At 53.3% G+C, this 24,358-nt stretch carries 18 protein-coding genes and 1 pseudogene; 14 read left to right on the top strand and 5 right to left on the bottom strand.

What is annotated here, in order from left to right:
- Nucleotides 1–39 precede the first annotated feature (39 nt).
- The 5 genes from kdsB (at nucleotide 40) to HZ297_RS08390 (ending at nucleotide 5,113) form a co-directional block, all read left to right on the top strand.
- A complete protein-coding gene (gene kdsB, locus HZ297_RS08410) occupies nucleotides 40–786 on the top strand; it encodes a 3-deoxy-manno-octulosonate cytidylyltransferase (RefSeq protein ID WP_178862694.1) in 747 nt (248 codons plus the stop codon).
- 47 nt (nucleotides 787–833) lie between these two features.
- On the top strand, nucleotides 834–2,063 hold the full coding sequence (locus HZ297_RS08405; protein WP_178862692.1) for a 3-deoxy-D-manno-octulosonic acid transferase: 1,230 nt from the start codon (nucleotides 834–836) through the stop codon (nucleotides 2,061–2,063).
- A 76-nt stretch (nucleotides 2,064–2,139) separates the two neighbouring features.
- Nucleotides 2,140–2,364 (top strand): DNA-directed RNA polymerase subunit omega, encoded by a 225-nt coding sequence (rpoZ, locus tag HZ297_RS08400; RefSeq protein ID WP_178862690.1) that lies wholly within the window; start codon nucleotides 2,140–2,142, stop codon nucleotides 2,362–2,364.
- A gap of 21 nt (nucleotides 2,365–2,385) precedes the next feature.
- Nucleotides 2,386–4,527, top strand: a complete 2,142-nt coding sequence (locus tag HZ297_RS08395; protein ID WP_178862688.1) for a RelA/SpoT family protein — start codon at nucleotides 2,386–2,388, stop codon at nucleotides 4,525–4,527.
- Nucleotides 4,528–4,726: 199 nt separating this feature from the next.
- Entirely contained in the window at nucleotides 4,727–5,113 is a 387-nt protein-coding gene (locus HZ297_RS08390; protein WP_178862686.1) for a RidA family protein, read from the top strand.
- Nucleotides 5,114–5,345: 232 nt separating this feature from the next.
- Here the strand turns inward: HZ297_RS08390 and HZ297_RS12245 are convergent.
- Nucleotides 5,346–5,897 (bottom strand): annotated as a pseudogene (locus HZ297_RS12245) (methyl-accepting chemotaxis protein); the annotation flags it as partial.
- A 546-nt stretch (nucleotides 5,898–6,443) separates the two neighbouring features.
- Nucleotides 6,444–7,862: a GGDEF domain-containing protein gene (locus tag HZ297_RS08380; protein WP_178862675.1), complete on the bottom strand. Its 1,419-nt coding sequence runs from the start codon at nucleotides 7,860–7,862 to the stop codon at nucleotides 6,444–6,446.
- 458 nt (nucleotides 7,863–8,320) lie between these two features.
- Between HZ297_RS08380 and zigA the strand changes: the two genes are divergently transcribed.
- From zigA to HZ297_RS08350, 6 genes are all read left to right on the top strand, one after another.
- Nucleotides 8,321–9,508, top strand: a complete 1,188-nt coding sequence (gene zigA, locus HZ297_RS08375) for a zinc metallochaperone GTPase ZigA (protein ID WP_178862673.1) — start codon at nucleotides 8,321–8,323, stop codon at nucleotides 9,506–9,508.
- A gap of 35 nt (nucleotides 9,509–9,543) precedes the next feature.
- A complete protein-coding gene (locus HZ297_RS08370) occupies nucleotides 9,544–10,005 on the top strand; it encodes a Fur family transcriptional regulator (protein ID WP_178862671.1) in 462 nt (153 codons plus the stop codon).
- Between the two features lie 446 nt (nucleotides 10,006–10,451).
- Nucleotides 10,452–11,855, top strand: coding sequence for a cytochrome c (locus HZ297_RS08365; RefSeq protein WP_178862669.1), 1,404 nt, complete (start codon nucleotides 10,452–10,454; stop codon nucleotides 11,853–11,855).
- Nucleotide 11,856: 1 nt separating this feature from the next.
- Nucleotides 11,857–13,092 (top strand): hypothetical protein, encoded by a 1,236-nt coding sequence (locus tag HZ297_RS08360; protein ID WP_178862667.1) that lies wholly within the window; start codon nucleotides 11,857–11,859, stop codon nucleotides 13,090–13,092.
- A gap of 79 nt (nucleotides 13,093–13,171) precedes the next feature.
- On the top strand, nucleotides 13,172–13,477 hold the full coding sequence (locus HZ297_RS08355; protein WP_178862665.1) for a c-type cytochrome: 306 nt from the start codon (nucleotides 13,172–13,174) through the stop codon (nucleotides 13,475–13,477).
- A 370-nt stretch (nucleotides 13,478–13,847) separates the two neighbouring features.
- Entirely contained in the window at nucleotides 13,848–16,049 is a 2,202-nt protein-coding gene (locus HZ297_RS08350; protein WP_178862663.1) for a TonB-dependent receptor, read from the top strand.
- A gap of 78 nt (nucleotides 16,050–16,127) precedes the next feature.
- On the opposite strand, the gene HZ297_RS08345 is transcribed toward HZ297_RS08350, so the two are convergent.
- The 3 genes from HZ297_RS08345 to HZ297_RS08335 all read right to left on the bottom strand — a co-directional run bounded on the left by HZ297_RS08345 (nucleotide 16,128) and on the right by HZ297_RS08335 (nucleotide 18,962).
- A complete protein-coding gene (locus tag HZ297_RS08345) occupies nucleotides 16,128–17,018 on the bottom strand; it encodes a copper chaperone PCu(A)C domain-containing protein (protein WP_178862661.1) in 891 nt (296 codons plus the stop codon).
- Nucleotides 17,019–17,118: 100 nt separating this feature from the next.
- Complete coding sequence (locus HZ297_RS08340) at nucleotides 17,119–17,682, bottom strand: response regulator transcription factor (protein ID WP_218644587.1); 564 nt, start codon at nucleotides 17,680–17,682, stop codon at nucleotides 17,119–17,121.
- Complete coding sequence (locus tag HZ297_RS08335; protein ID WP_178862659.1) at nucleotides 17,679–18,962, bottom strand: sensor histidine kinase; 1,284 nt, start codon at nucleotides 18,960–18,962, stop codon at nucleotides 17,679–17,681. Before HZ297_RS08335 ends, HZ297_RS08340 begins: the two co-directional genes overlap by 4 nt.
- 205 nt (nucleotides 18,963–19,167) lie before the next feature.
- Here HZ297_RS08335 and recG point away from each other — a divergent pair, with 205 nt between their 5' ends.
- The 3 genes from recG to HZ297_RS08320 are packed head-to-tail and all read left to right on the top strand — an operon-like array spanning nucleotide 19,168 to nucleotide 24,340.
- On the top strand, nucleotides 19,168–21,396 hold the full coding sequence (gene recG / locus HZ297_RS08330; protein ID WP_178862657.1) for an ATP-dependent DNA helicase RecG: 2,229 nt from the start codon (nucleotides 19,168–19,170) through the stop codon (nucleotides 21,394–21,396).
- Between the two features lie 18 nt (nucleotides 21,397–21,414).
- Entirely contained in the window at nucleotides 21,415–23,802 is a 2,388-nt protein-coding gene (locus HZ297_RS08325) for an HD domain-containing phosphohydrolase (protein WP_178862655.1), read from the top strand.
- Nucleotides 23,795–24,340: a chorismate--pyruvate lyase family protein gene (locus HZ297_RS08320; protein ID WP_178862653.1), complete on the top strand. Its 546-nt coding sequence runs from the start codon at nucleotides 23,795–23,797 to the stop codon at nucleotides 24,338–24,340. The genes HZ297_RS08325 and HZ297_RS08320 overlap by 8 nt, the downstream gene beginning before the upstream one ends.
- Nucleotides 24,341–24,358: the final 18 nt, after the last annotated feature.

Here is a 24,358-nt window from a genome sequence, read left to right as displayed (position 1 = left end):
TCTGCGACTCTGTGGTTCAATCATTAGAGAATCATTTCAATGAATATCACTGTTTTTATCCCCGCCCGTTACGGTTCTTCACGTTTGCCGGGCAAGCCGCTTAAACTCATCAACGGCAAGCCGATGATCCAGCATGTCTATGAGCGTATTGCCAAGGCGCAGGGCTTGGCGGGGGTGTATGTGGCGACCGATGACGACCGCATCCGCGAGGTGGTGGAAGCCTTCGGCGGTAAAGTGGTGATGACGCCGGCCGAAGCCGCTTCGGGCACCGACCGCATTGCGGCGGCCGCGAACGCACTCGGCTTGCAGGACGATGATCTGATTGTCAATGTGCAAGGCGACCAGCCGCTGGTGCATCACGAGTCGATCGAAGACGTTATCGCGCCGTTTCTGGCCCCCGACTACGACGGTTCGTTCGAGATGAGCACGTTGTCGTTCAAGATCGTCAACGAAGCGGAAATCACCAACCCCAAAGACGTCAAACTGGTTACCGACGTGTACGGTTTTGCGCTCTACTTCTCGCGCGCCACCATTCCGCACGGCCGCGATTACTGGGATCACGACAGCTTCAAGCATCTCGGCGTCTACGCCTATACCAAACGTTTTGTGGACACCTTCAATGCGCTGCCGATGGGGCGTCTGGAAGACATCGAAAAACTCGAGCAGCTGCGCGCGTTGGAATACGGCCACAAAATCAAGGTGGTGGAAAGCCAGTGGGATTCGCCGGAAGTCGATCTGCCGGGCGATATCGCCATTATGGAAGCCCTGTTGCAAGCCGGCCATTAAGGCATCCATACCCGGCCTGTTGAGTTTTTTTGAGGTCAAAATCGCCCATGACTTACCAAGTGCTGATTCGCCTGCTCGCACCTTTGATCTGGCTATACATCTCGATTGAAGCCGTCAAAAAGCACGGCGGCTGGCGGTTTTTTGCACAGCGTTTAGGCTGGAACTATCCGGCCAGCCAAACGCAACCCGTCTGGATTCACTGCACCTCCGTCGGCGAAGTCAAAGCCGCTCAGGCCTTGGTTGAAGCCAACCTGTCACAACACCCTGTGGTCATCACCACCACAACGCCCAGCGGAGCGGCTGAATGCCAACGGCTTTACGACAGACGCGTGCAGCACATCTACCTGCCGCTCGATTGGCCCTATGCGATCCGCCGCTTTCTGAAAGCCGTCAAACCGCAAGCACTGTGGGTCATGGAAACCGAAATCTGGCCGAACCTGCTCAGAATCACGCGCCGCCAATGCCCGGTATCGATCATTAACGGCCGCATGTCGGCCAAAACGCTCAAGGCGCCCAACTGGCTGAAGCAGACTTATGCGCAAAGCCTGGCCGGCATCGACCATATCTACGCACGCTCCGAACTGGATGCGGAACGTTTCAGGGCCCTGGGCGCGCGGACCGAACAGGTCGAGGTGCTGGGCAACCTCAAATATGCCAATCTGCAGACCCTGCCCAATCAACCCAAGCCGCTGGAACACTCTTACGTGCTGTTTGCTTCGAGCCGTGACGACGAAGAGAAGCTCGTGGTTGAGGCCTGGCTTTCCCAAGCGCGCACGCAACTGCTGGTGATTGTGCCGCGCCACCCCGAGCGCCGCGATGCCATCCTTGAAGACCTCAAGCCCTATCGTCAACTTGTGGCGGTGCACAGTTTGAATGAAGCCGTCACCGATGCGACACGAATCTATCTCGATGACCGTTTCGGGGTGCTCATGGCCTATTTCCAGCACGCCGAACTGGTGATTATGGGCGGCGCTTTCACCCCCAAAGGCGGCCACAACATTCTCGAACCGGCCGCTTACGGCAAGGCGATTATCACCGGCGCCGACATGAGCGACTTTATCGACGAAACCGCCCTGCTGAAGGCGCACGATGCCTTGATTCAACTGGATGACGTCAGCGAACTGCCTGCGGTTCTTAACCGCTTGCTGGATGACGCGCCGCGAATGCGGCAATTAGGCGAGCACGCCCAAGAGGTTATTCACGCGCAACGTCATGTGTTGCCGCGCTATCTGCAGCGCCTGCAAGCCCAGGCACAAGACGGCTCCACACAACGATAAAAAATTGCTGCTAAACTGCCTGTTATTTAAGGTAAAATAGTGCACTTAACTCGATTTTTTAAGATGGATTGAAATTATGGCACGCGTAACAGTAGAAGATTGTTTGACCCAAGTGGAAAACCGTTTTGAGTTGGTCATTGTAAGCGCCAAACGTGCGCGTCAGTTGGCTAACGGTGCGGAACCGACTTTGGCTTGGAACAACGACAAACCAACCGTCATGGCATTGCGTGAACTGGCAGAAAACAGTATCAACCGCGATGTGGTCATGAGCGACCCTGACACCCCTCCTTTCTTCAGCTAAGGACCGCCTCCCCCAAAATCTATGCCTACGCCCTGCTCCATTGACGGCCTTATCCGCAAAGCGTCGCTGTATCTGAATGACGAATGTGTCAGCCGGATTAAAGCGGCGTTTGAGTTTGGCGCACAGGCACACCAAGGGCAAACCCGCAAAGCGGGTGGCGATTACATCTGGCACCCGGTTGCGGTCGCCGAAATCCTGGCGGAAATGCAGCTCGATCAAGAGAGCATTATCGCCGCAATTCTGCACGATGTCGTCGAAGACACGCCCTACACCAAAGAAGACATTATCGAACGTTTCGGTGAAAACGTCGCCGAGATCGTCGACGGCGTCACCAAGCTCGGCAAACTCGCCTTTGAAAACCCGCAGGAAGCCCAGGCGGAAAACTTCCGCAAGATGATTCTGGCGATGGCGCGCGATATCCGCGTCATCCTCATCAAGCTGGCCGACCGCCTGCACAATATGCGCACCTTAGGCGTGATGCGCCCGGACAAACAGCGCCGCATCGCCCACGAAACCCTCGACATCTATGCGCCGATCGCCGCGCGTCTGGGCATCAACGCCATCCGTATCGAACTGGAAGACCTCGGTTTCAAAGCCATGCACCCGTTGCGTTTTGCGGTGTTGGAATCCGCCGTGAAGAAAGCGCGCGGCAACCGCAAGGAAGTCATTGAGCAAATTACCGAAACCCTGGAAAACCGCCTGAAGCAGGAGAAGATTCCGGCGCGGGTAGTCGGCCGCGAAAAGCATCTGTACAGTCTTTACAAAAAGATGAAGAACAAGCGCCAGAGTTTCTCGGAGATTCTGGATATCTTCGCTTTCCGCATTATCGTCAATACCGCCGATGAATGTTATCGCACCCTCGGCGCGGTGCATTCGCTCTACAAGCCGCTGCCTTACCGTTTCAAGGACTATATCGCGATTCCTAAGTCGAACGGCTACCAGTCGCTGCATACCGCGCTTTTCGGGCCTTACGGCGTGCATCTGGAGGTGCAGATCCGCACTGAGACCATGCAGGAAGTCTCCGAGCATGGCATTGCCGCGCACTGGCAATACAAAGACGGGCGTCAAAACGGCGAACATGCATTGTCCGCCGTGGAAGTGCGCGCGCAGGAGTGGGTCAAGAACCTGCTGGAAATCCAGCAGAGTGCGGGCAACTCGCTGGATTTCCTGGAAAACGTCAAAATCGACCTTTTCCCGGATGTGATCTATGTCTTCACCCCCAAAGGCGACATTATCACCCTGCCCAAAGGGGCGACACCGGTCGATTTCGCCTATGCGGTACATACCAATATCGGCCACGCCACGGTCGCCTGCCGGATCGACAAACAGCTGGTGCCATTGCGCACTCCGCTGGAAAGCGGCAAGACCATTCACATCATCAAGGGCAAGGAAGCGCAGCCCAACCCGGCCTGGCTGAATTTTGTCACCACCGCGAAGGCACGTTCGCAAATCCGCCATTTCCTCAAAAACCAAACTGCCGGCGCCGCCAACAGCCTCGGTAAAAAACTGCTGACCAAAGCACTGCGCACCTACAACATGGCGTATGACGGCCTGACGGAGCTGATCCGCCTGGAAATCGCCGACGCCCTGAAACTGCAAAACTGGGATGACCTGTTGGCGGAAATCGGTCTGGGCAATCGCATGGCCGGCCTGGTCGCCAAGCAGATTCACGACCTCCTGCTGGGAGCCGACGACGCGGTTCCAAGCAAACCGGTATCGGCCGATGCGCCTCTGGCGATTTCCGGCACGGAAGGCATGGTGATTCACTTCGCCAACTGCTGCCATCCAATTCCCGGCGACAGCATCGTCGGCTTTATCAGTACCGAAAAGGGCCTGGTGATTCATCGCAACGAATGCCATAACGTCAAGAAGATCAAAAACCAGCCGGAGAAGATGCTTGATGTTAACTGGGAAAAAGAGCAGCACGCCACCTATCTGGCGGAAATCCAGCTGGAGGTGAAAAACCAGCGCGGCGCCTTGGCGACCATCGCCAACGAAATCGCCAAAAACAAGACCGACATCGAACGCGTGCGCTCGGAAGACAAGGACAAAACCTACAGCGTCATGAACTTTGTGATCGCCGTGCATGACCGCACCCACCTGGCGCAGATCATGCGCGTCTTGAAGCGCGTTCCCATCGTCGAGAAAATCCAGCGCGTATAACCATAATCCCTTACCCGGCCTGTTGAGTTTTTTAAAGCGTTTTGCCGGCCTGTTTCCAAACCCGGGCAAACTGCGCTTTTAGCGTCTTCTTCAGCCGTTTTTGCTAAAATGCAGCAAACTGTTTGTAAAAGAGAGCTTCGCGCCCCACTCGTGCAAAGCTCTCTAAAAAACCTCTAAAACGTCTTTAAAAGGAATCCCTATGCGTCAAGTGATCTCAACAGAAAACGCCCCTCAGGCGATCGGCACCTATTCTCAGGCCGTGCGTTTCGGCAATACCGTTTACCTGTCTGGCCAGATCGGTCTGATTCCGGAAACCATGCAGTTGGCCGAGGGTGATATCGGCGTGCGCATCCACCAGGTTTTCAAGAATTTATCGGCCGTCTGCGAAGCGGCGGGCGGCTCGCTGCAGGACATCGTCAAACTGAATATCTTCCTGACCGACATGAGCCACTTTGCGACCGTCAACGAGATTATGGCGCAATATTTCCACCAGCCTTATCCGGCCCGTGCCGCGGTGGCGGTCAAGCAACTGCCCAAAGACACCGATGTGGAAATGGAAGGTGTGATGGCGCTTTCCAGCTATTAAGTCCCGCCGGAACGCGCCACACCGGATTCAGGCGTTCTGTCTGAATCCGGCCTACAATCAAACTTGTCGGCCATTACGCCTGTAAGCTGCAGAGCAAAACGCTGTCCTCTTCGCCTGTGCTTGCAATGGTTTCTAACGCCTGTTCGACTTTGCCGCTGATCTCTTCCATCTGTTTCAGGTAGGCGATGCCTGACAGCCGGTCCCCCAAAGCCAACGCCTCCAAAGCCTGCTTGCCGAGCGTGTGAATTTCGATATGCGGCCGTTCCAATTCCCGATAGCCGGGGAGTTTGGAATAACACTGCACGCCTTCACCTTCGTAATACCAGCGACCCAGCCGGCAACTGTGATGGTCGTGCAACTCCTCTGCCGTTAAAGCAGACAACCCCATAAATGCTTTGTAAATCTGCATCTTGAAGACGTTGTGATCGACTTTGGCGGCGGTCACAAAACTGCGCAGGGCCCCGGCCGTAATCACCCCTTCCATATTGTGGTTGGCATTCATCAATTCGGCCATGCTCTCGCTGGCGTGCTCACCACGCTTTTTCAACGTATTAGCCTCCTCGGAAAGCGATGCCATCCCTTTTTGCGAGGTTTTAACTTCGTTCTGAATGATCGTCACCAACTTGGCAATATCTGCCGTTGCACGGGCAGTCCGCGCACTCAGCGCCCGCACTTCGTCGGCAACCACGGCAAACCCGCGTCCCGCTTCACCCGCACGCGCCGCCTCAATGGCAGCATTCAAGGCCAGCAAATTGGTCTGTTCGGAGATGTCCTCGATCATCACGATAATGCCGCCAATGGCCTCAGCGCGCTCGTCGAGAACCTTAACCGAATCCGAAGTCTTTGTGGCCAGATCGTTGAGTTGTATGATGCCGTTAAGCATTTTGTTGAGATCGATCTGCGCCGACTGTGACACCTTTAAGGAACCGACTACATCCTGCCGGCCTTGTGCCAAGCGGTTACCCAAGTGATTCATGCTTTGTTGGAATTTCTGGACGCCATCCGCATAGCGGCCTAGACTTTCAAAGAAGGCTTGTTGTTCGTGCGCATCTGTGCGTGCGGATTTTTCCTGTCCGATCTGCTGTTCCAGATCGGCAATTTTAAGTTGATAGGCATGATTTTGCGCCTCTAGCAACTCCACTTTATGCTGCATCTTGGCTAACTGTGCTGTCAGGTGTTTATGCTTTTTCCCAAAAAACATGAAAATGCCTCCTCATTCGAATAGCACACCCCAAGCACAAAGAGGGCCAATTTTACTTATTGTTTAATCATAATTTGTAGAGCTCCATTCCCTGTCGGATTCCTTGCGCACGCCAACCTGCTTTAACGCCTATTCAACTTCCCGCAACGGTCTAGCTTGGGCTTTGATTTTCTGTTTCTGGCGATACATCGCTTCATCACCCTGCTTGAGAATCTCGTCAACATCATGCACATCTGGCCGCATCAAGATCGTTCCCACGCTCGGCGTGCAAACAATGCACTTGCCGTCGGTCAGATAGGGCTTTGAAAGCAGACGCTCGTAACGCTCCGAGGTTTCCTGCAGTTTTTTTTCGGCGTCCGCGGCGTTATCGGCCAGGTTCTGCAATAACACCACAAACTCATCGCCGCCCAAACGGGCGGCCAAATCATTGGAGCGGATGCACTGTTGCAGACGTTCGCCGAACTGCTTCAACAGATGGTCACCCACATCATGCCCATAGCGGTCATTGACGGGTTTGAAGTCATTCAAGTCGAGATAGAGCAGCCCCGATTGCACCCCCTCATGCTTTAACTCCTGCAAGGCTTGCTGCATTAAACGCACCAGCATACGGCGATTGGCCAGTCCGGTCAGCTCATCGTGCATGGAAAGATGACTCAGTTTGTTGAATAGATAACTTTGCCGACGCTCATGGGTCAAACCAAACCAGAGCAGAGTTCCCCACACTAAGACGAAGACCCCCCAGGCAATCGCCCCGTCGCGCAGCAGGCGATGCCAAAAATCAAGCGTGACCTGCAGGTTTTCAACCACCGCCACTTCCCATAAAGTGTGATTCACGGGCACCCGCGCCCGGATATGATCCAGCTCGTCGGCCTGCAAAAAGAAAGGGCGCGTCAATTTATCCCGCACCTGCTCTGACGTGACCTCGATCAAGCCGGGTTTGTCCAGACGCAACAGATAGGAGCCATGTCCGGAAATGAGATACTCTTTTAAGGTTTCCATCAGATGCTGAGCCTTGAAACTCATAAAGAAGACCAGTTTTTTTTCACCCCAGAGCACGGGAAAAATCATATCGAAGTGGTAATCGCCGGGCTTGGCGTGCAAATAAGGCTGGTAATTGAAATAACCGGACTCCAACGAGAGTATTTTGGCGCTTTTAGCGATATCAACACGGCAGGCATCGCTAACATACATATCCATATCGCTCCACAGGATCTCACCCTGCTCATCCGCAATGCTGAAACCATTCATTTCCGGAAAGTAGAGTTTGAAACGCTCATGCAATGCCTGTTGTATCTGCTCAACAGTGCTGAAATGCTCCAGATCTTTCATCCAGAAAGCATCCAAAGATACCGCAATCATGCGGTTGCGCAATGAATCCATGCGCCTTTGTATGCTGTCGGCGGTAAGCTCCGCCTGTTTTTGAATCAATTCATGCTGATGCTCGGCAAACTGCTGCGCTTCCGAATCGATACGCCACCACAACGCGGCTGATACCAACACCAGCAGCGAAATCATCATGCTGATAAACAAGCCTGTTGAATGGCGCATCCTCATACTCCGCAACGACCCAACGCTCTGGCTTACAACACATAAACACGGTCGATTATGTCCCCCCCAATAGCGAAAAGTCTGCTTTTCTATTTCCTATCATGCTACTCGGTTACTCGAAAATAGCAAATGATTTCAATGACAAAGCTTGGCTTATCGCCTGATATCAGCGTCCGCTCATCAGGCTTTCAAACACGGCCGGGCGCGGCGATTTGCCGCATTGTTTAGTCTACCGGCGCATTGGCAATGCGGGTTGCGCGAAAGCGGAAAAGGCCGCCGTGATGAAAAACGCCGACTCACCGCTTGAAAGACGGCGGCATGATTTAGGTACCGGAGGATAAAACCCAATAGCCGCCACGTTTCTTGGGATAAATGCATGAAAATCGTCGTCCCGACTTCTCCCCTGCAAAATAATGTTATAACATAACATTTTTTCCGGGAATCAAGGATTATTCACCATGCAAACCCTGCCAGTCACGGTTTTATCGGGCTTTTTAGGTGCCGGCAAAACCACCGTTCTCAATCACATTCTGCAAAACCGTCAGGGCATGAAAGTCGCCGTGATCGTCAACGATATGAGTGAAATCAATATCGATTCCGCGCTTTTGCAAAACGATGTGCAACTGAACCGCGCCGAAGAGAAGATGGTCGAAATGTCCAACGGTTGCATCTGCTGCACGCTGCGCGAAGACCTGCTGATTGAAATTTCCGCCCTGGCGGAGAGCGGTCGTTACGACTACTTGCTGATTGAATCCACCGGCATTTCCGAACCGCTGCCGGTGGCCGAAACCTTTACCTTTGCCGACGAAAGCGGCCGCTCGTTATCCGATGTCGCCCGTCTCGACACGCTGGTCACCGTGGTCGACGGCGTCAACTTCCTGCGCGATTACCATGAGGCCATTTCCTTAAAAGAAGCCGGCGAGAGTCTGGGAGAAGAGGACGAGCGCAATGTGGCCGACCTGCTCATCGACCAAATCGAATTTGCCAATGTGCTGCTCATCAGCAAAACCGACTTGATGCGCGACGATCAACGCCAGCATCTTTATGAAGTGCTCAAAACACTCAATCCCGATGCCAAAGTCTATGCGACGGACAACGGTGAAATCGATTTAAAGCTTGTGCTCAATACCGGCCTGTTCAATTTTGAAAAGGCGCAACAAGCGCCCGGCTGGCTCAAGGAGATGCGCGGCGAGCACGTACCGGAAACCGAAGAATACGGCATCGGCAGCTTTAGCTATAAGGCGCGCAAACCCTTCCATCCCAAGAAATTCTGGAACTTTCTTCATCAGGATTGGCCGCAAGGCAAGTTACTGCGCTCCAAGGGCTACTTCTGGCTGGCTAGCCAACCGCAAATGGCGGGCGTATGGCATCAAGCCGGCGGCATCGCCCATCACGGCTGGGCCGGTATGTTCTGGAAAGCGGTGCCCGAATCGCAATGGCCGCAAGATCCGGAAGCGCGCGCCTTTATCCGCGGCAAATGGCAGGAACCTTTCGGCGATATGCGCCAGGAACTGGTATTTATCGGTCAGGGATTGGATGCGGAACAGATTCGCCGCCAGCTCGATGCCTGTCTTTTGAATGACGGCGAACTGCTTGCTGGCGTAGAATACTGGTATCAACTCGAAGACCCTTTCCGCGAGGATTAACAACGCGAGTTTTCACAACCCAGGGACGAACACGGATGGATACGCACAGCAGACAAATGGCCCAACTTGAAGAGCAATGCCGGCAAGCGGGTAAAAAACTCACGCCGATCCGTCAGCAGGTGTTGCAACTGATGCTGCAACACCCGCAACCGCAAAGCGCCTACGAAATTCTGCAAGCCTATCAAAGCCGTTACAATCCCAAAGCCCAACCCATGACGGTCTACCGCGCGCTCAACTTTTTGGAGGAGATCGACGCGGTGCATCGCCTCGCCTCTACCCGCCAGTATGTGGTGTGCGACCATCTCGGCCGCGAGCACACCCATCACGGTTTTACCCAGTTTTTGCTGTGCGACCGCTGCGGCGGCTTGCAGGAAGTAGAAATGGAACAAGCCGTCTGGCAAAAACTTCTGGCGGAAGCGGCCATTTACCACTTCACCCCCAACGCCTCGGCGATTGAAATTCACGGCGTTTGCGGTCAATGTCAAAACCCGGCTTGACGCAATAAGTGTTTTAGACTCTCTTGATATTCGATCACGGCTTTTAAGCCAGCCTATCAACGATAAATCGCTTCATTCCATGCACTTATCGCATAAGCAAAACTGCGACATATTGTCGCGCATCATCAAACTACCCAATCATCAACGCAGCTTGTTCGCTTTTACTCACCGCCCCCACATCTCTTAAAAAGTTTTTTATTTTCAATCACTTACAAATTCATTTAAGGCTTTTATCCCACCCAGTTTTTATACATCCAATCTATTTCATGCACACCTGAATGCCGCTGATACCCGCATGCGACAATTTGCCGCATTGTGATGCATCATTCTCCTCCTTATGCTGTTTTTCGAAAAAATACATATAAAACAACGTGTTATAAAAATCAGTTATGCAACATAAGTAAATGCTTATGGAGCTTTTAAGCACAAAATTTAGGAGAACGAAAATGCAAGAAATCCTTGGGCTCTATCCCAGTTGGTATGTGCCGACCATCGGCTCTGCCTGGGTCATGGGCATTATCGGAACTATCCATGTTCTGGCCTCTCACACCTCCGTTGGGGCTTCCTGGCTGTTTGCCCTGCTGGAAACCAAAGCCGTGCGCGAGAATAAACCTGAACTCATGGAATACATCAAAAAATATGGCGTATTTTTGCTGGTCTTTTCCTACATCATCGGCTCAATCACTGGGCCCGGCATCTGGTATGCCATCACCGTGGCATCGCCTAAGGGCGTAGGCGGACTCATTCACAACTTTGTCTGGGTGTGGGCTGCGGAATGGGTGTACTTTACCGTGGAGGTCATCGGGGTCTATGCGCTGGTGTATCTGATAGGCAAAATCGATCCCAGAACACACCTTAAGCTGACATGGGTCTTCGCCCTCGCGTCTTGGGCAACGATGCTGCTGATTGTCGGCATTTTGTCATTCATGATGTGGCTAGGTAACGAAAACTGGTATCAAACCGGTTCAACGCTGGATGCATTCTTCAACCTCAACTTCTTTGCTCATTTGGGATTAAGAACCGCCTTTATGTTTGCGATTGCCGGCGCAGTCGGCGGCATTTTGGCTGCAACCATGAAAAATGAAACGGTACGTACCGACATCACCCGTTTTCTTGCAAAAATGGGGCTTGCAGGGGTTTTTCTAGGCATGATTATGTGGATGTGGTATGTCCAGACGTTACCGGAAAACGCCAAAATCATTATGCAGACGCAGCTTCCGGGCTATATCGCGCCCACCCTGTTTGCGGTACTCGCCGCTACGATTATCTATTTCGCCTGGTCTGCCTGGAAACCTTTGCAGCTTAAACAAGGCTTTGCCGTTGCCATGACGGCTGTGATTGCGATTGCCGGTCTGTGGCCGGAAGAACGCTCGCGTGAATCCATCCGTAAACCCTATGTTGCCGGACAATATATCTACTCCAACCAAACAATCTCTCGTGATGTACCGGGCAAACAGATTGAATCCAATCTGCCGCTGATCGCAGAAAAAGGCGTGTTGGCTACTCATCCGTTTGTGCCGGAAACACTGCGCACCATCACCGCGACCAACCGTCTTCAAGCCGGTGAATTCGTAGCCAAAGTCATGTGCGCCAATTGTCATAGCATGGAAGCTAGCGGACTCCGCCCGATGGTTAAAAAACTGCAGGGTTCAACGGACGTAGAACAAATCAAGGCCTATCTGGGCGGTGCGCTTTACCACGGACTCATACCTTATATGCCGCGTATTCCCTTACCGGAAATGGAACGGCAGCTCGTGGCCGAATACTTGGCTTCACTCTCAAAACACACCATGACGTTATCGCAAACACAAACCCACGCGTCCAATACTTTGGTCATGAAAGGAGACTAATATGGAGTTAAATCCACACAACATTGCCGCTACCTTGCAGGTGCTGCGTGATCCTGCCGGGATTCCCTCCCATCCGGCAGTATTTCAAGTTCTAATGGTACTCACCTGGGTGTTTCATATTCTTTTTGTGAATATTGCCCTGGGCAGCGCCACTCTCTCGCTCTATGGTTTTACCCGCCGACAAGAGCCGCAGTGGGAACGGCTGTCCATCGGCATGACCAAAGCAGCCAAAGTCAGCGTGAGCATGCTCATCGTATTGGGAGTGGCTCCGCTGCTATTTACGCAGGTCATCTATGATCCCCAGTGGTACGCGTCCAATATCCTCTCGGCCTCATGGGCGATTGGCTTTATTTTTACGCTGATTCTAGGCTATTCAAGTTGGTTTATTTTTTATTTCAAGAATCATCAGGGCGCAAAACCCGCCATCATCGTGTGGGGAATTGTTGGTTTGGCGATGTTTGTTCTGGACGGTTTTATCATGCATGCCCTTTCGTATCAGGCACTGCTACCAGAACAGTGGATGGAATGGTATGCCCCAGATGGACAAGTCGATATGTCCGGTTCAACCATTCACGCCTGGCAAGCGGGTCGTTTCCTGTTCTTTATGGCCATGAGCATCACGGTCATTGGCGTCTTCCTCAAAGCCTACGCTCACTACTACAAGGTGCGTGAAGATTACGCCGCTGACTACCGCAACTTTGTTAATCTGCTCGGTTCCAAAATTGCCATCGTCGGCTTAGTGCTGCAACTGGTTACCTTTGTTTGGTGGCTGTTGAGCCTGCCGGAACACCTGCATGGGTTTGCCAATCCGATGAGCTGGATCATTATGGTGTTCTTGGCTGCATTTGCACTGCTATTGATCAAACAGGCAGACCAACATCACCAAACCAGTTACAAACCGCTGTTTTACGCCGCCATCATGGCACTACTAGTAGCCATATTCCGTGAATTGATCCGCATTCAATACATGCTGCCGTACGGTTACGACATTCTGGATTACAAAGTCATGGAAGACCTGCCCAGTACCGCACTATTCTTCCTAACCTTTGTCGGAGTAGGCGGATTGGTCGGCGGATTTTTCCTAACCGCCATTTATAAAGCCGGCCGCACCCAAGGGGTGTACCAAGCCTCCAAACCGGTTGCAAAACTGGCCGATTCCGCCGTGGGCGTGATGATCGTCTGGATTGCAATCTTCTTTCTGGTGGGCATCTGGGTCTGGCTCAAAAACGCACTTTAATGCAATCCATTTTCTTTAACACGGTTGCCGCTTCGATGACTGTCGAAGTGGACCACACCCCCAATACAAGGAATATCACATGAAAAAGGTCATCTATACCGCCGTGCTTGGCACCCTGCTGTTTCAAACCGGCCTAACTGCCGCCGCCGACATCCAACAAGGCAAAGAAAAAGCCAAACTCTGTTTTGCCTGTCATGGGCAAAATGGACAGGCCCCCCTCCCACAGTATCCCAACCTCTCCGGACAGAGCGCACAATATCTCGAACTTGCGCTTAAAGGCTATAAAAACGGCAGCCGCACCGACATGATGATGGCCCCCATGGCCAAGGTATTGAGCGATGCCGACATCGCCAATATCAGCGCTTATTTTGCCAGCATAAAATAACCGTCTGAAACATTCGGAACGGCCTTTTATGCAGTTCCGAATGCGCTTTATGCAAGCGCTGTGATCCAAGTGCTTGCCTCTCGTTTTTTGTCATAAACCTCAAGGATATATCGTGGCAAGAATTCAAACACTCCTCTTCCTGCTGACGGCGTGGAGTTTATTGATCACCTTCGGAAACCTGCCTCTGTGGATCGAGTTCTAAGCCGTTAAACAGAATTTAGGCAAATGATCAACGCAGTCACAAAGTTTTTCTAATATCAATATAAATTTTGTTAGTGCGACAATTTGTCACATGTTTTTTTCAAGGACATTGGTCAATAATCGCGCTTTTAAAATTTAAACCACATTAATAATCTAAGCGTGTTATCCCATGAAAAAGAAACTCTTAGCCTCATTAATCACAGCCATGATGTCGCCAGTGATTTATGCGCAACCACTTCCGCCGGTCGAAGTTATCGGCACGCCGGATGAGATTAACCAGCAACGTCTTTCTAAGGAAACCGTTCAATCCAACGTCAGTGCCACCAGCGATGTGGTCGAGATTCTGACCGAATCGCCAAGCGTGTCGGTCAATCAGGCGGGCAGCATTTCCGGATTCCCGGTGATTCGCGGTCTGGCAGACGTTCGTCTGGACGTGCAGCTCAATGGCATGCCCCTGCTCTCCTCTTGTCCGAACCACATGAACACACCACTTTCATACGTGTCGCCTTCCCAAGTCGATTCCATTGAGGTCTATCCGAGCATCACGCCGGTCAGTGTCGGCGGCGACAGCATTGGCGGCAGCATTCTGGTGAAATCCGATAAACCCTTCTTTGCGCCCACTGCGGAACAGGTGACCCAAGGGGAGATCGGAGCCTACTACCGCAGCAACGGCAACGCCAAAGGCGGCAATGTGGAGGTGACCACCGCTAACGATAAGATCAGTCTGACCTACAAAGGCAATATGGCTCAGTCTGAAAATATGGATGCGGCAAGCGATTTCAAAACCTTTACCACCACAACTAACGCTTCTTCCGGAACCTATTTCACCTCAGGCACAGAAGGCACTACCACAGACAAAGATGAAATCGCCGGCACCGCCTATGAATCCATCAATCATAGTCTGGGGATTGCCTACAAAGGCGACGACAGTCTGTTTCAAGCGACCTTCAGCAAACAGTCGGCGCCTTATGAGCAATATCCTAATCAGCGCATGGACATGACGGACAACGACAGCAACAAGTTGAACCTGTCTTTCGACAAGTCGATGAATTGGGGTAAGTTCAACATTCAAGCCTACGCCGAGCAGGTTGACCATGAAATGGCGTTTATGGATTATAAAACATCCAAACAAATGCCGATGGACACCGAAAGCGAAACCAAAGGTCTAAAAGCCTCTGCGCTGATTCCGCTTAGCGCTTCCAGCGAATTGACTGTCGGCACGGAAATTCAACTTTTTAAACTGGATGATTACTGGGTAGCCAGCCCAGCTCCGCTACCTCACATGATGCAACCCAATACCTTCTGGAACATCAATAACGGCACGCGTGACCGTTATGCATTGTTTGCAGAATGGGAAAAAGAGTTGAATCCACAGTGGAAAACGCGCCTGGGCGCACGCTATGAAATGGTCAATATGGATGCAGATGATGTGCATGGGTACAACTTGGATTATTTCCCAACCAGCGGTTCTGGTGGAGCAGGAAATCAAACGACCGATGCAGTCGCGTTTAATAATGCCAAACATGCTAAAACCGATCACAATTTAAACCTGACCGCCTTGGCAAACTATAAAGACAGCGATACCTTCGATATTGAAATGGGTCTGGCACGCCAGGTGCGCTCACCCGATCTTTATGAGCGCTACACCTGGTCAACCTGGCCAATGGCGGCGATCATGAATAACGTTGTCGGCGACGGTAACGGCTATGTGGGTGACATCAACCTCAACCCGGAAACCGCCTATACGGTCAGCGCCAATTTTGACTGGCACGCCGCCAACCAAAAAGATTGGGGCTTGCAGGTCATGCCTTACTTCACGCATATTGAAGATTACATTGATGCGGTTGTTGAAAGGGATTTTAATGACGATTTCAAAGTATTGAGATATGCCAACCAATCCGCTCGTATTTACGGTGTGGACATAGCTGCGAACCGCAAATTGGCAGAAAACAACTACGGCGACTGGAGCATGAAGGCTAAAGTCAACTACGCGCGTGGCACCAACCTGGAAACCGACGACAACCTGTATAACGTTATGCCGCTGAATGCGACCATCACGTTGATGCAGGCCATCAACCGTTGGAGCAACGCCGTGGAACTGATCCTGGTCAAAGAGAAGGACGAGGTGTCAGAGGTGCGCAACGAAGTGAAAACCCCAGCCTATTCACTGGTGAATGTCAGAACCAGCTATAGCTGGAATAAACTGCGCATCGATTTGGGTGTGGACAACCTGTTCAACCACGCCTATGACCTGCCAACCGGCGGCGCCTACACGGGCGAAGGCAATACGATGTCTATCAATGGTATTCCATTGATGGCGGTACCCGGTGCCGGACGCAGCGTCTATCTTGGCTTCAATATGAAGTTCTAAGATACGCCCTGTTTTCTGCAGGCAAAAAGAAAGCCCCATTGATTGGGGCTTTTTTATGGTTACCGATTTAACCGCCGATTACATCATCGGATAGATGGAAGCCAATTTTTCGAACTGCTCGGCCGTCAGCACTTTTTTCATATTGTCACGACAGTCGATTTTGGTTTCGGCAATCTCTTTACGCATCGCCAGGGTTTTTTCAAACTTGGCCATCAATTCCGCTTTGGATTGGCCTGCCAGCGTATCCTGAATCAACTCTTTCTCCATGGCGCTAACACCTTGGAACAGACGCTGCATCTGATCACCATGCTCTTTCGTCCAGGCTTTCAGTTTGACAATCTGCTCGTCATTCAGACCCAGTTCAGCCGCATTCTTGATGGCGATACCCGTCAAGTTAGGGAACGCAGGATTGGCGTGCATCACCAATGCCATCGGGTTCTGATTACGGCCGTTGCTCAGTGCCTTACCTTGCATCATGCCAGCGTTCATCCCGCCATTCATCTGACCGCCCATCTGCATGCCTTTCATCGGCACAATCGGACGCCCGACCGCTTCAATCGACTTGGTGGAGCCGTCATCGAACGTCAAATCGATCTGAATCTTCTGGCCTTCCGAAACCGGTTCATTCAAACCGATCAGCATCACATGCAAACCACCCGGCTGCAAAGCCGTCGAAGCGCCGCCCGGCAGTTCGATTTTGTCGACCTTGCGCATACGCATCACGCCGTTATCGTGAATGTGGGTGTGCAGCTCGGTCACTTTGTTGATGTGCGCCTTCGCAGCGACCACGGCATGATCTTTGGCATCGGTGTTTTTAATGGTCATAAATGCTGCCGTGGCCGGTGCATTCGGTGGCACCATGCGCACATACGGATCGCTGATTTCCACCGATTCGGCCACCGTGGCCGCCCATGCTTGAAAACTCAATGCACAACCCGCCGCAACCGCTAATACTGAAAAACGCTTCATAATCGACTCCTTGTAGACGAAAAATGGCTAATAAAAACGGTTCAATTATAAGCAAAATTCTGTATCGATTGTCGGTTAATCTCCGGGATACCCGGCCTGTTCACTTTTCCACCGGGCGTTTTTGCAGTTTGCGTTGCAAGGTACGGCGGTGCATATTCAAGGCCTGCGCGGTGGCGCTGATATTGCCGCCATGCTCCATCAAGACTTTCTGAATGTGTTCCCACTCCAAGCGTTTGACGGACATGGGCTGAAATTCCTCATCCTCTTCAGTCTGTTTGTTTTCGGAAGCTGTAGACCCTTCTTCCGGTTCCGGCCACTCGAAGGCCTGGATAATCTCATCGACACTCGCCGGTTTGCACAGGTAGTTGACCGCACCGATGTGGATCGCTTCCACTGCCGTGGCAACGCTGGCGTAACCGGTCAAGATCAGCACCTTGCTCTCGGGCCTGGATTCCAAAATCGCCTTCAATAAATTCAAGCCGCTTTCGCCGTCGATATTCAAATCGACGACAATGCGCGCATAGGCTTGGCTTTGCACAAGCTGCAATGCCTGCTGCGGCGTTTCGGCCAGATCGCAGGCCACTTGACGGTACTGCAGCGCCTGCCGCAAAACCTGCAGAAACGTGGCATCATCATCGACCAGTAACCAGCGGGACATCTTCATAGCGTTTCCTCCAGCATCATAGGACTATTCGGCAAATAAACCGTGGCGCGCAGCCCTTGTTTTCCCTCGATGAGCGTGTTCTCAAAAGCCAGTTCGCCACCAAAGCGCTCGATGATCATGCGGCTTAAAAAAATGCCCATACCGATGCCGTGATAATCCTCAACCATCCCCTCGCCCAGCTCACTTAAATGGGTTTCGGCCACACCCCCTCCCTGATCTTCAATACAGAAGCGCCAACCCTGCTTCCAGGGCGTGACGCTTAAGCGGATAAATCCCGGACTGTAACGCGACGCGTTATCCAGCAAATTGATAAAAGCGAGTTTCAGCGCCTGATCCGCCCTCAACTCGCCGGCAACCTGACCGGTCTGAACCTGCAGCTCGCTTTTTGGATGCAACAGGGCGAACTCCTGCCGCAAATCGCTTAAAAACGTCAGAATATCGGCCCCTTTATCGGAGCTATGCAGCGCCTCCTGCGCCCGTCTTCTCAAGCCCTGCAAGGCCTCCATGCACACCTCAAGCTGCTGGCGGGCGGTGTGCAGATAGGCTTTGCCCTGCTCGCTGTTCACCTCAGATTGCAGCAACTCCTGCAGCAGCGCCAGACTGTTAAGCGGCGTGCTGAGTTTATGCACCGAGGCCGAGGCCAAACTGCCGACCGACAGCAGATACTCGTTTTGCAGCGCCTGATTCTGGCGTTTGCCGAGCGCCATACGCTGCGCTTCCAGACGGCTTTTCAGCGGCAGAATCACAATCGCCAGCAACAGCACCAGCAGCATAAACACCAGCATGGAGCCGTGCAGATGCCAGGCAAAAAACGCCTGCAAACTCTGCACCTTGAGTGACATGATCGGCACATAGACAAAATTGAGCAATCCATACAATGCCGCTGCCGATGTCGCCAATGCCCAGAACCATAACGCCGATAGAATCAGCATCCCCAGCACCAACGGCAATAGCAGCAAGTGGATCAGCGGGTTGATGGAACCGCCGGTGTAATACAGCAGCACGCTGTTCAGCACCAAAATCCACACCAGCAATGCGAACCAGACCGGATTAAAGGTGCGCTTTGATTGGCGCAACCGGTTCAGATAGCGACTGCGGCTGGCCCAACCCAATGTCGTGGCAAACAGCAGCAAAACCAGCGCCACCGGCGCATGGGCAAAATGCATCTGCAATTCGAAATGAAACCAGGTCAGCGTGACACTCCACAACAGCAGCAGAAAACTCAGCAAACTCAAATAATAACGGCGCTCCAGCGAGGCGCTTTCTGTCAGCGTTCCCATCAACCTGTCTCTTGTATGGCGTAGAGCCTGTGACCTTCGGATCCAAGGCAAATGATAAATACGCTATTTTAAAAAAGCGCTGCAGGCTCTCCCATAGCATAAACCACATAGTCAGACTTTCTTCATAGAATGAAAACCCAACAGGCCGGGTGTTGGCCGGGGGTTTTTGATAAAATCCCTGAGAATCCTGAAAGCAATCGCACCTATGTTAGATACCTACACACTGGCAAACCTCAAAGGGGTTGGCGACAAACAGCTCGAAAAACTCCATAAGCTCGGTCTGTTCAGCGTGCAGGACCTGCTGTTTCATCTGCCCTTGCGTTATCAGGACAAGACCCGCTTGACGCCTTTGAGCGATATTTTTATCGGCCAGGAAGCACAGGTAGAGGGCGAAATCTTCTCGCAGCAGCTCACCCGCGGACGAAAAAACAGCCTGTTGGTGAAGCTGCATTCCGCCGACGGCGGCCTGCTGACGTTGCGCTTTTTCCACTTTCATTTCCGCCAGGCGCAGCAGTTTGTGCGCGGCAAAACCCTGCGGGTGTTCGGCGAGGTGCGCAGCGGCCCTAACGGCTATGAGATGGTGCACCCGGCCTATCAGTTCATCGACCCGCAGGATCCGCCGCCGCTGGAACAGACCCTGACGCCGACCTATCCCACCACCGAGGGATTCGGGCAGGCCAGTCTGCTTAAACTCATTAAACAAGCCTTGGTGTTGCTCAAGCAGTATCCCTTGGACGAACTGCTGCCCAAGGAACAGGCGCTGGCACATCAGCTTCCCGGTCTGAACCGGGCGCTTTTTATCCTGCACGCGCCGCAACCGGATGACGACCTGCATCTGATCAAACAATTCAAACATCCGGCCCAGCAACGCCTGATTCTGGAAGAGCTGATCAGCCACCAAATTGGTTTGCAGCAGCTGCGTCAACTCGAAAAAAGCCGTCTGGCTCCCTCCTTGCCGCCCAGCCGCTTGGCGAATAGCCTGATTGCGTCGCTGCCGTTTGCGCTCACCCATGCGCAGCAACGCGTCTTGCAAGAGATCCGCAGCGACCTGAGCCGCCATCATCCCATGCAACGCCTGGTGCAGGGCGACGTGGGTTCCGGCAAAACCGTGGTCGCCGCCTTGGCGGCGATTCAGGCGGCCGAGGCGGGCTACCAGGTGGCGGTGATGGCGCCTACCGAAATCTTGGCGGAACAACACAAACAGGCCTTTGAAGAGTGGTTGCAGCCGCTGGGCATCGAAACCGCCTGGCTCAACGGCAAAATGAAAGCCGCCGAAAAACGCTATATGCTCGCCAAAATCGAATCGGGCGAAGCCAAGGTCGTCATGGGGACGCATGCCCTGTTTCAGGAGGCGGTGAATTTCAATCAGCTCGGCCTGGTGATTATCGACGAACAGCACCGCTTTGGCGTGCATCAGCGTTTGTCATTGCAGCAGAAAGGTCAGAAGATTGTCTTAGAGGGGGAGGCACCTCCAACAGACAGCCCAGACAGAGATGTTTTGCCTCAGTTCAAGGCGCTTGAGGAAACCGAAGCGCAGTTGGCTCAAGGTGCCAATGAGCATCGGAAGTCCGAAAGCAACACAGAAATGAGGCAAAACAGACTGTCTGAAATGCATCCGCATCAGCTGATTATGACCGCCACACCGATTCCGCGGACCCTGGCGATGACCGCCTATGGCGATCTGGACCTGTCGATTATCGACGAGCTGCCGCCGGGCAGAAAGGCGATTGAAACCGCCGTGCTCAATAACAGCAAACGCTTTGAGGTCATGGAACATCTCTATGCCAAATGCCAGCAGGGCGTGCAGGCCTATTGGGTCTGCCCGTTGATTGAAGAGTCGGAATTGCTGCACGCCCAGGCTGCCGAAGTGACCGCCAACCAGTTTACCGAACGCTGGCCCGATCTGCGCGTGGGGCTGATTCACGGCCGCCTCAAAGGGGAGCAGAAGGCGCTGGTGATGGATGCCTTTAAAAAGCATGAACTGGATTTGTTGGTCGCCACCACGGTGATTGAGGTGGGCGTGAATGTGCCCAATGCCAGCCTGATGATTATCGAAAACGCCGAGCGCCTCGGTCTGGCACAGCTGCATCAGTTGCGCGGCCGCGTGGGACGCGGCGACAAGCAGAGCCATTGCGTGCTGCTCTACCAGCCGCCGTTATCGGAAACCGGCAAGGCGCGTCTGAATATCATGCGCGAAACCACCGACGGCTTCAGAATCGCCGAAGAGGATCTGAAAATCCGCGGGCCGGGCGAAATCCTCGGCACCCGTCAAACGGGTGGGTTACAATTTCGTATCGCCGACCTGCGCCGCGATGCCGAATGGATTGCCGCGGCACAACAGGCCGCTGAAAATATTGTCGCACACCACAGCGCGCTGGCCGAGGCGCTGCAGAATCGTTGGATTGGTCATAAAATCGAGTATCAGCACGCCTAGGCGAGCAAAGGAGCCATTATGCGCACCGTTCCGTTTCGCATCAACCTCATCAGCCACTTCCTTCTGCTGTTGTTGATTACCTCCGGCAGCCTCATCTACCTGCAATACCTGTTCAACGACAAACTCGCCGGCCAGGCCGCCGACCAGGCGTTTGAACATATTCTCGACGGCCTGAAAACCTACCAGAACCATCAATACGAGCAGACCAAGGCTTTTCTGGACATCATCGAAACCTATCCCGATCTCGACAGGCCGGTCAAACTCGATAGCGCACACTCCCTGCAAGCGCCTTTTATTCAGGTTCTCAACCAGAATATCAATGCCTACGCGATCTACTGGGCAAACCTGCACGGCGACTTTTTCGAGGTCATCAACATGCATTACTCGCCGGTGCTGGTCTCGCAACTCAAAGCACCTGCCAACACGCGCTGGGGTTTCATTAAACTCAGCCGCGACACCGACTACAAAATCAAACACTACCAGTTCTTTGACGACAAAATGCAGCTTCTGGGTATCCGTGACGAAGCCACCGACTACCGGCCCTATCAACGCCCCTGGTTTTTGCAGGCACAACACCACCCCGACGTCATCCGCACACCGCCCTATCTTTTCCAACACCTGCAAATGCAGGGCATCACCTACGCCAAATATCTGCCCAAGCCCGGCGTGGTCATCGCGGTGGACTATACCAGCCAGGAAATTCAGGCTTTTTTAAAGACCAGCAAACCCTCCGCTAACAGCGCCATCTTCCTGTTTGACGAAAAAGGCCAACGGCTGCTCGACTCTCTGGATAACGGCGACAACGGCCAACGCCGACTCGCGACCCAGCTCTATGAAAAACTCCGGCCCGGACTGCACGAGAACAACACCCAGACCGCACAACGCCTGGTGTTGAATGGCCAAACCTACGTTGCCCGCGCCGCCTTCGGCAACGGCAACGGCCAAGCCGCCATCAATATCGCCATGCTCATCCCGCTGGAGGAACTCACCGCACCCTACCGCCGGCAACTGCAACTCTCACTGCTGATTGCCGGCGTTATCTTCCTGCTGCTGGTACCGGTCATCTTTCTGCTGGCGCGCATGATCACCCGTCCCGTCAACGCCCTCATGGAAGAGAACCGCAAAATCGAGAAACGTCAATTTACCGAAGTGCGCGCGGTTCCCACCATGATCAAGGAGCTGGCGCGGCTATCGGATTCTTTGGTCGGCATGTCGCGTAGCATTCAGGCTTACGAGCGCAGTCAGACCGAATTGATGGACGCAATCATCCGCTTGATTGCCGACGCCATCGATGCCAAATCCCCCTATACCGGCGGACACTGCAAGCGCGTACCCGAATTGGCCTTTATGCTGCTGCAAGCCACGCATAACAACCAAACGCGCTTCAAGGATTTCCGCTTTAACGACCCTGACGAGTTGCGCGCCTTTCATATCGGCGCCTGGCTGCACGACTGCGGCAAGGTCACCACGCCCGAATACGTCGTCGACAAAGCCACCAAACTCGAAACCCTTTACAACCGCATTCACGAAATCCGCACCCGTTTCGAGGTGCTGTGGCGCGATGCCGACATTGCCTATTACCAAGCGCTCTTGCGCGGCGAAGACAAAGCGCAAGCCGAACAGCGCCGCCAAACTCAACAGGCCGGGTTGCGCGACGATTTTGCGTTTATTGCCGAGGCCAATATCGGCGGCGAATATCTCGATGACGCCGCCATTGGCCGCCTGCAGCAGATTGCCAAACGCACCTGGCTGCGCCATTTCGACAAAACGCTCGGCTTGTCCGAAGACGAACAGCGCCGCACCCCGGCGGATGGCGCCTTGCCGGTCGAGGAGCCGCTGCTGGCGGACAAGCCCGAACACCGCATCCCGCGAGAACATTTCGATTATGACGATTATGCCGCGCACGGCTTTAAGGAACCGGTACCCGCCTGCCTCTACGACCTCGGCGAGTTGCGCAACCTCAGCATTGCCAAAGGCACGCTGACCGAGGAGGAGCGCTTCAAAATCAAAGAACACGTCATGATGACCATCAAAATGCTCGAAAAACTGCCACTGCCCGCCATTTACCGCAACGTCCCGCGCTACGCCGGCACGCACCACGAAACCTTGGACGGCAAGGGCTATCCACGCCAGCTGACGGCCGAAGACCTCTCGATTCCGGAGCGCATCATGGTGATTGCCGACGTATTCGAGGCGCTCACCGCCGCCGACCGCCCCTACAAACCCGCCAAAACCCTGTCGCAGGCGTTGGCGATTATGGCCAAAATGCGCGATGACTGCCATCTGGACGCCGAACTCTTCGCTCTGTTCATTGAAAGCGGCGTCTATTTGGATTATGCTCGTGCCTACCTGAATCCAGAGCAAATAGAACCCATCAACCCGCACGACTACATCGACTATGCATAATCCACATTGGAAACCGGAAAGCCTGATTCGCCGCATCACCACCTGCAAAACCATACAGTCATGGTTAAGCACGCCTGATTCCCTGACGAGCAGATTACGGCAAAACTGCCCGGCATTAAGCGTAAGAGTACTCTCAGAAAAACTGGAACGCCCGCTTCTCGATGAAGCGCACGCATTAGGCATGCACCCAATGGACAAGGCGTGGGTGCGCTGCGTCCTGCTGCAATGCGGCCAATCCACACCCCAGAACTGGGTGTATGCGCGCACCGTCATTCCCTATTTTGACAACCACAATCCTTGGATACCTCTGCAAAAACTGGGAGAAAAACCTTTAGGCGAGGTGCTCTTTGAACTGCCGGGAATACGCCGCTCGCCGTTTGGCTTCAGCCATCTGCCGCTGCAGGCGCTGCCGCATTTGCAGCACTCATTGGATCAGACAGGTTTGAAAGAGAAAGGTTATGCACGCCGTTCGGTGTTTATGCAAGACGAAGCGCCGCTTTTGCTGACCGAGGTGTTTTTACCCGATCTACTCAACTGATGCGCGCCGGAACCGATT

The organism is Thiomicrorhabdus cannonii (assembly GCF_013391695.1).
In the GTDB taxonomy this organism is placed as follows: Bacteria; Pseudomonadota; Gammaproteobacteria; order Thiomicrospirales; family Thiomicrospiraceae; genus Thiomicrorhabdus; species Thiomicrorhabdus cannonii.
This window is presented reverse-complemented; position numbering and strand designations above follow the sequence as displayed.

Excerpts from the sequence above, each read along its gene's own strand:
- HZ297_RS08325 (WP_178862655.1), top strand. The coding sequence starts at position 21,415 with ATGCGCACCGTTCCGTTTCGCATCAACCTCATCAGCCACTTCCTTCTG.
- HZ297_RS08355 (WP_178862665.1), top strand. The coding sequence starts at position 13,172 with ATGAAAAAGGTCATCTATACCGCCGTGCTTGGCACCCTGCTGTTTCAA.
- HZ297_RS08335 (WP_178862659.1), bottom strand. The coding sequence starts at position 18,962 with ATGGGAACGCTGACAGAAAGCGCCTCGCTGGAGCGCCGTTATTATTTG.
- HZ297_RS08405 (WP_178862692.1), top strand. The coding sequence starts at position 834 with ATGACTTACCAAGTGCTGATTCGCCTGCTCGCACCTTTGATCTGGCTA.
- zigA (WP_178862673.1), top strand. The coding sequence starts at position 8,321 with ATGCAAACCCTGCCAGTCACGGTTTTATCGGGCTTTTTAGGTGCCGGC.
- recG (WP_178862657.1), top strand. The coding sequence starts at position 19,168 with ATGTTAGATACCTACACACTGGCAAACCTCAAAGGGGTTGGCGACAAA.
- HZ297_RS08380 (WP_178862675.1), bottom strand. The coding sequence starts at position 7,862 with ATGCGCCATTCAACAGGCTTGTTTATCAGCATGATGATTTCGCTGCTG.
- kdsB (WP_178862694.1), top strand. The coding sequence starts at position 40 with ATGAATATCACTGTTTTTATCCCCGCCCGTTACGGTTCTTCACGTTTG.
- HZ297_RS08345 (WP_178862661.1), bottom strand. The coding sequence starts at position 17,018 with ATGAAGCGTTTTTCAGTATTAGCGGTTGCGGCGGGTTGTGCATTGAGT.
- HZ297_RS08395 (WP_178862688.1), top strand. The coding sequence starts at position 2,386 with ATGCCTACGCCCTGCTCCATTGACGGCCTTATCCGCAAAGCGTCGCTG.
- HZ297_RS08365 (WP_178862669.1), top strand. The coding sequence starts at position 10,452 with ATGCAAGAAATCCTTGGGCTCTATCCCAGTTGGTATGTGCCGACCATC.
- rpoZ (WP_178862690.1), top strand. The coding sequence starts at position 2,140 with ATGGCACGCGTAACAGTAGAAGATTGTTTGACCCAAGTGGAAAACCGT.
- HZ297_RS08370 (WP_178862671.1), top strand. The coding sequence starts at position 9,544 with ATGGATACGCACAGCAGACAAATGGCCCAACTTGAAGAGCAATGCCGG.
- HZ297_RS08360 (WP_178862667.1), top strand. The coding sequence starts at position 11,857 with ATGGAGTTAAATCCACACAACATTGCCGCTACCTTGCAGGTGCTGCGT.
- HZ297_RS08390 (WP_178862686.1), top strand. The coding sequence starts at position 4,727 with ATGCGTCAAGTGATCTCAACAGAAAACGCCCCTCAGGCGATCGGCACC.
- HZ297_RS08320 (WP_178862653.1), top strand. The coding sequence starts at position 23,795 with ATGCATAATCCACATTGGAAACCGGAAAGCCTGATTCGCCGCATCACC.
- HZ297_RS08340 (WP_218644587.1), bottom strand. The coding sequence starts at position 17,682 with ATGAAGATGTCCCGCTGGTTACTGGTCGATGATGATGCCACGTTTCTG.
- HZ297_RS08350 (WP_178862663.1), top strand. The coding sequence starts at position 13,848 with ATGAAAAAGAAACTCTTAGCCTCATTAATCACAGCCATGATGTCGCCA.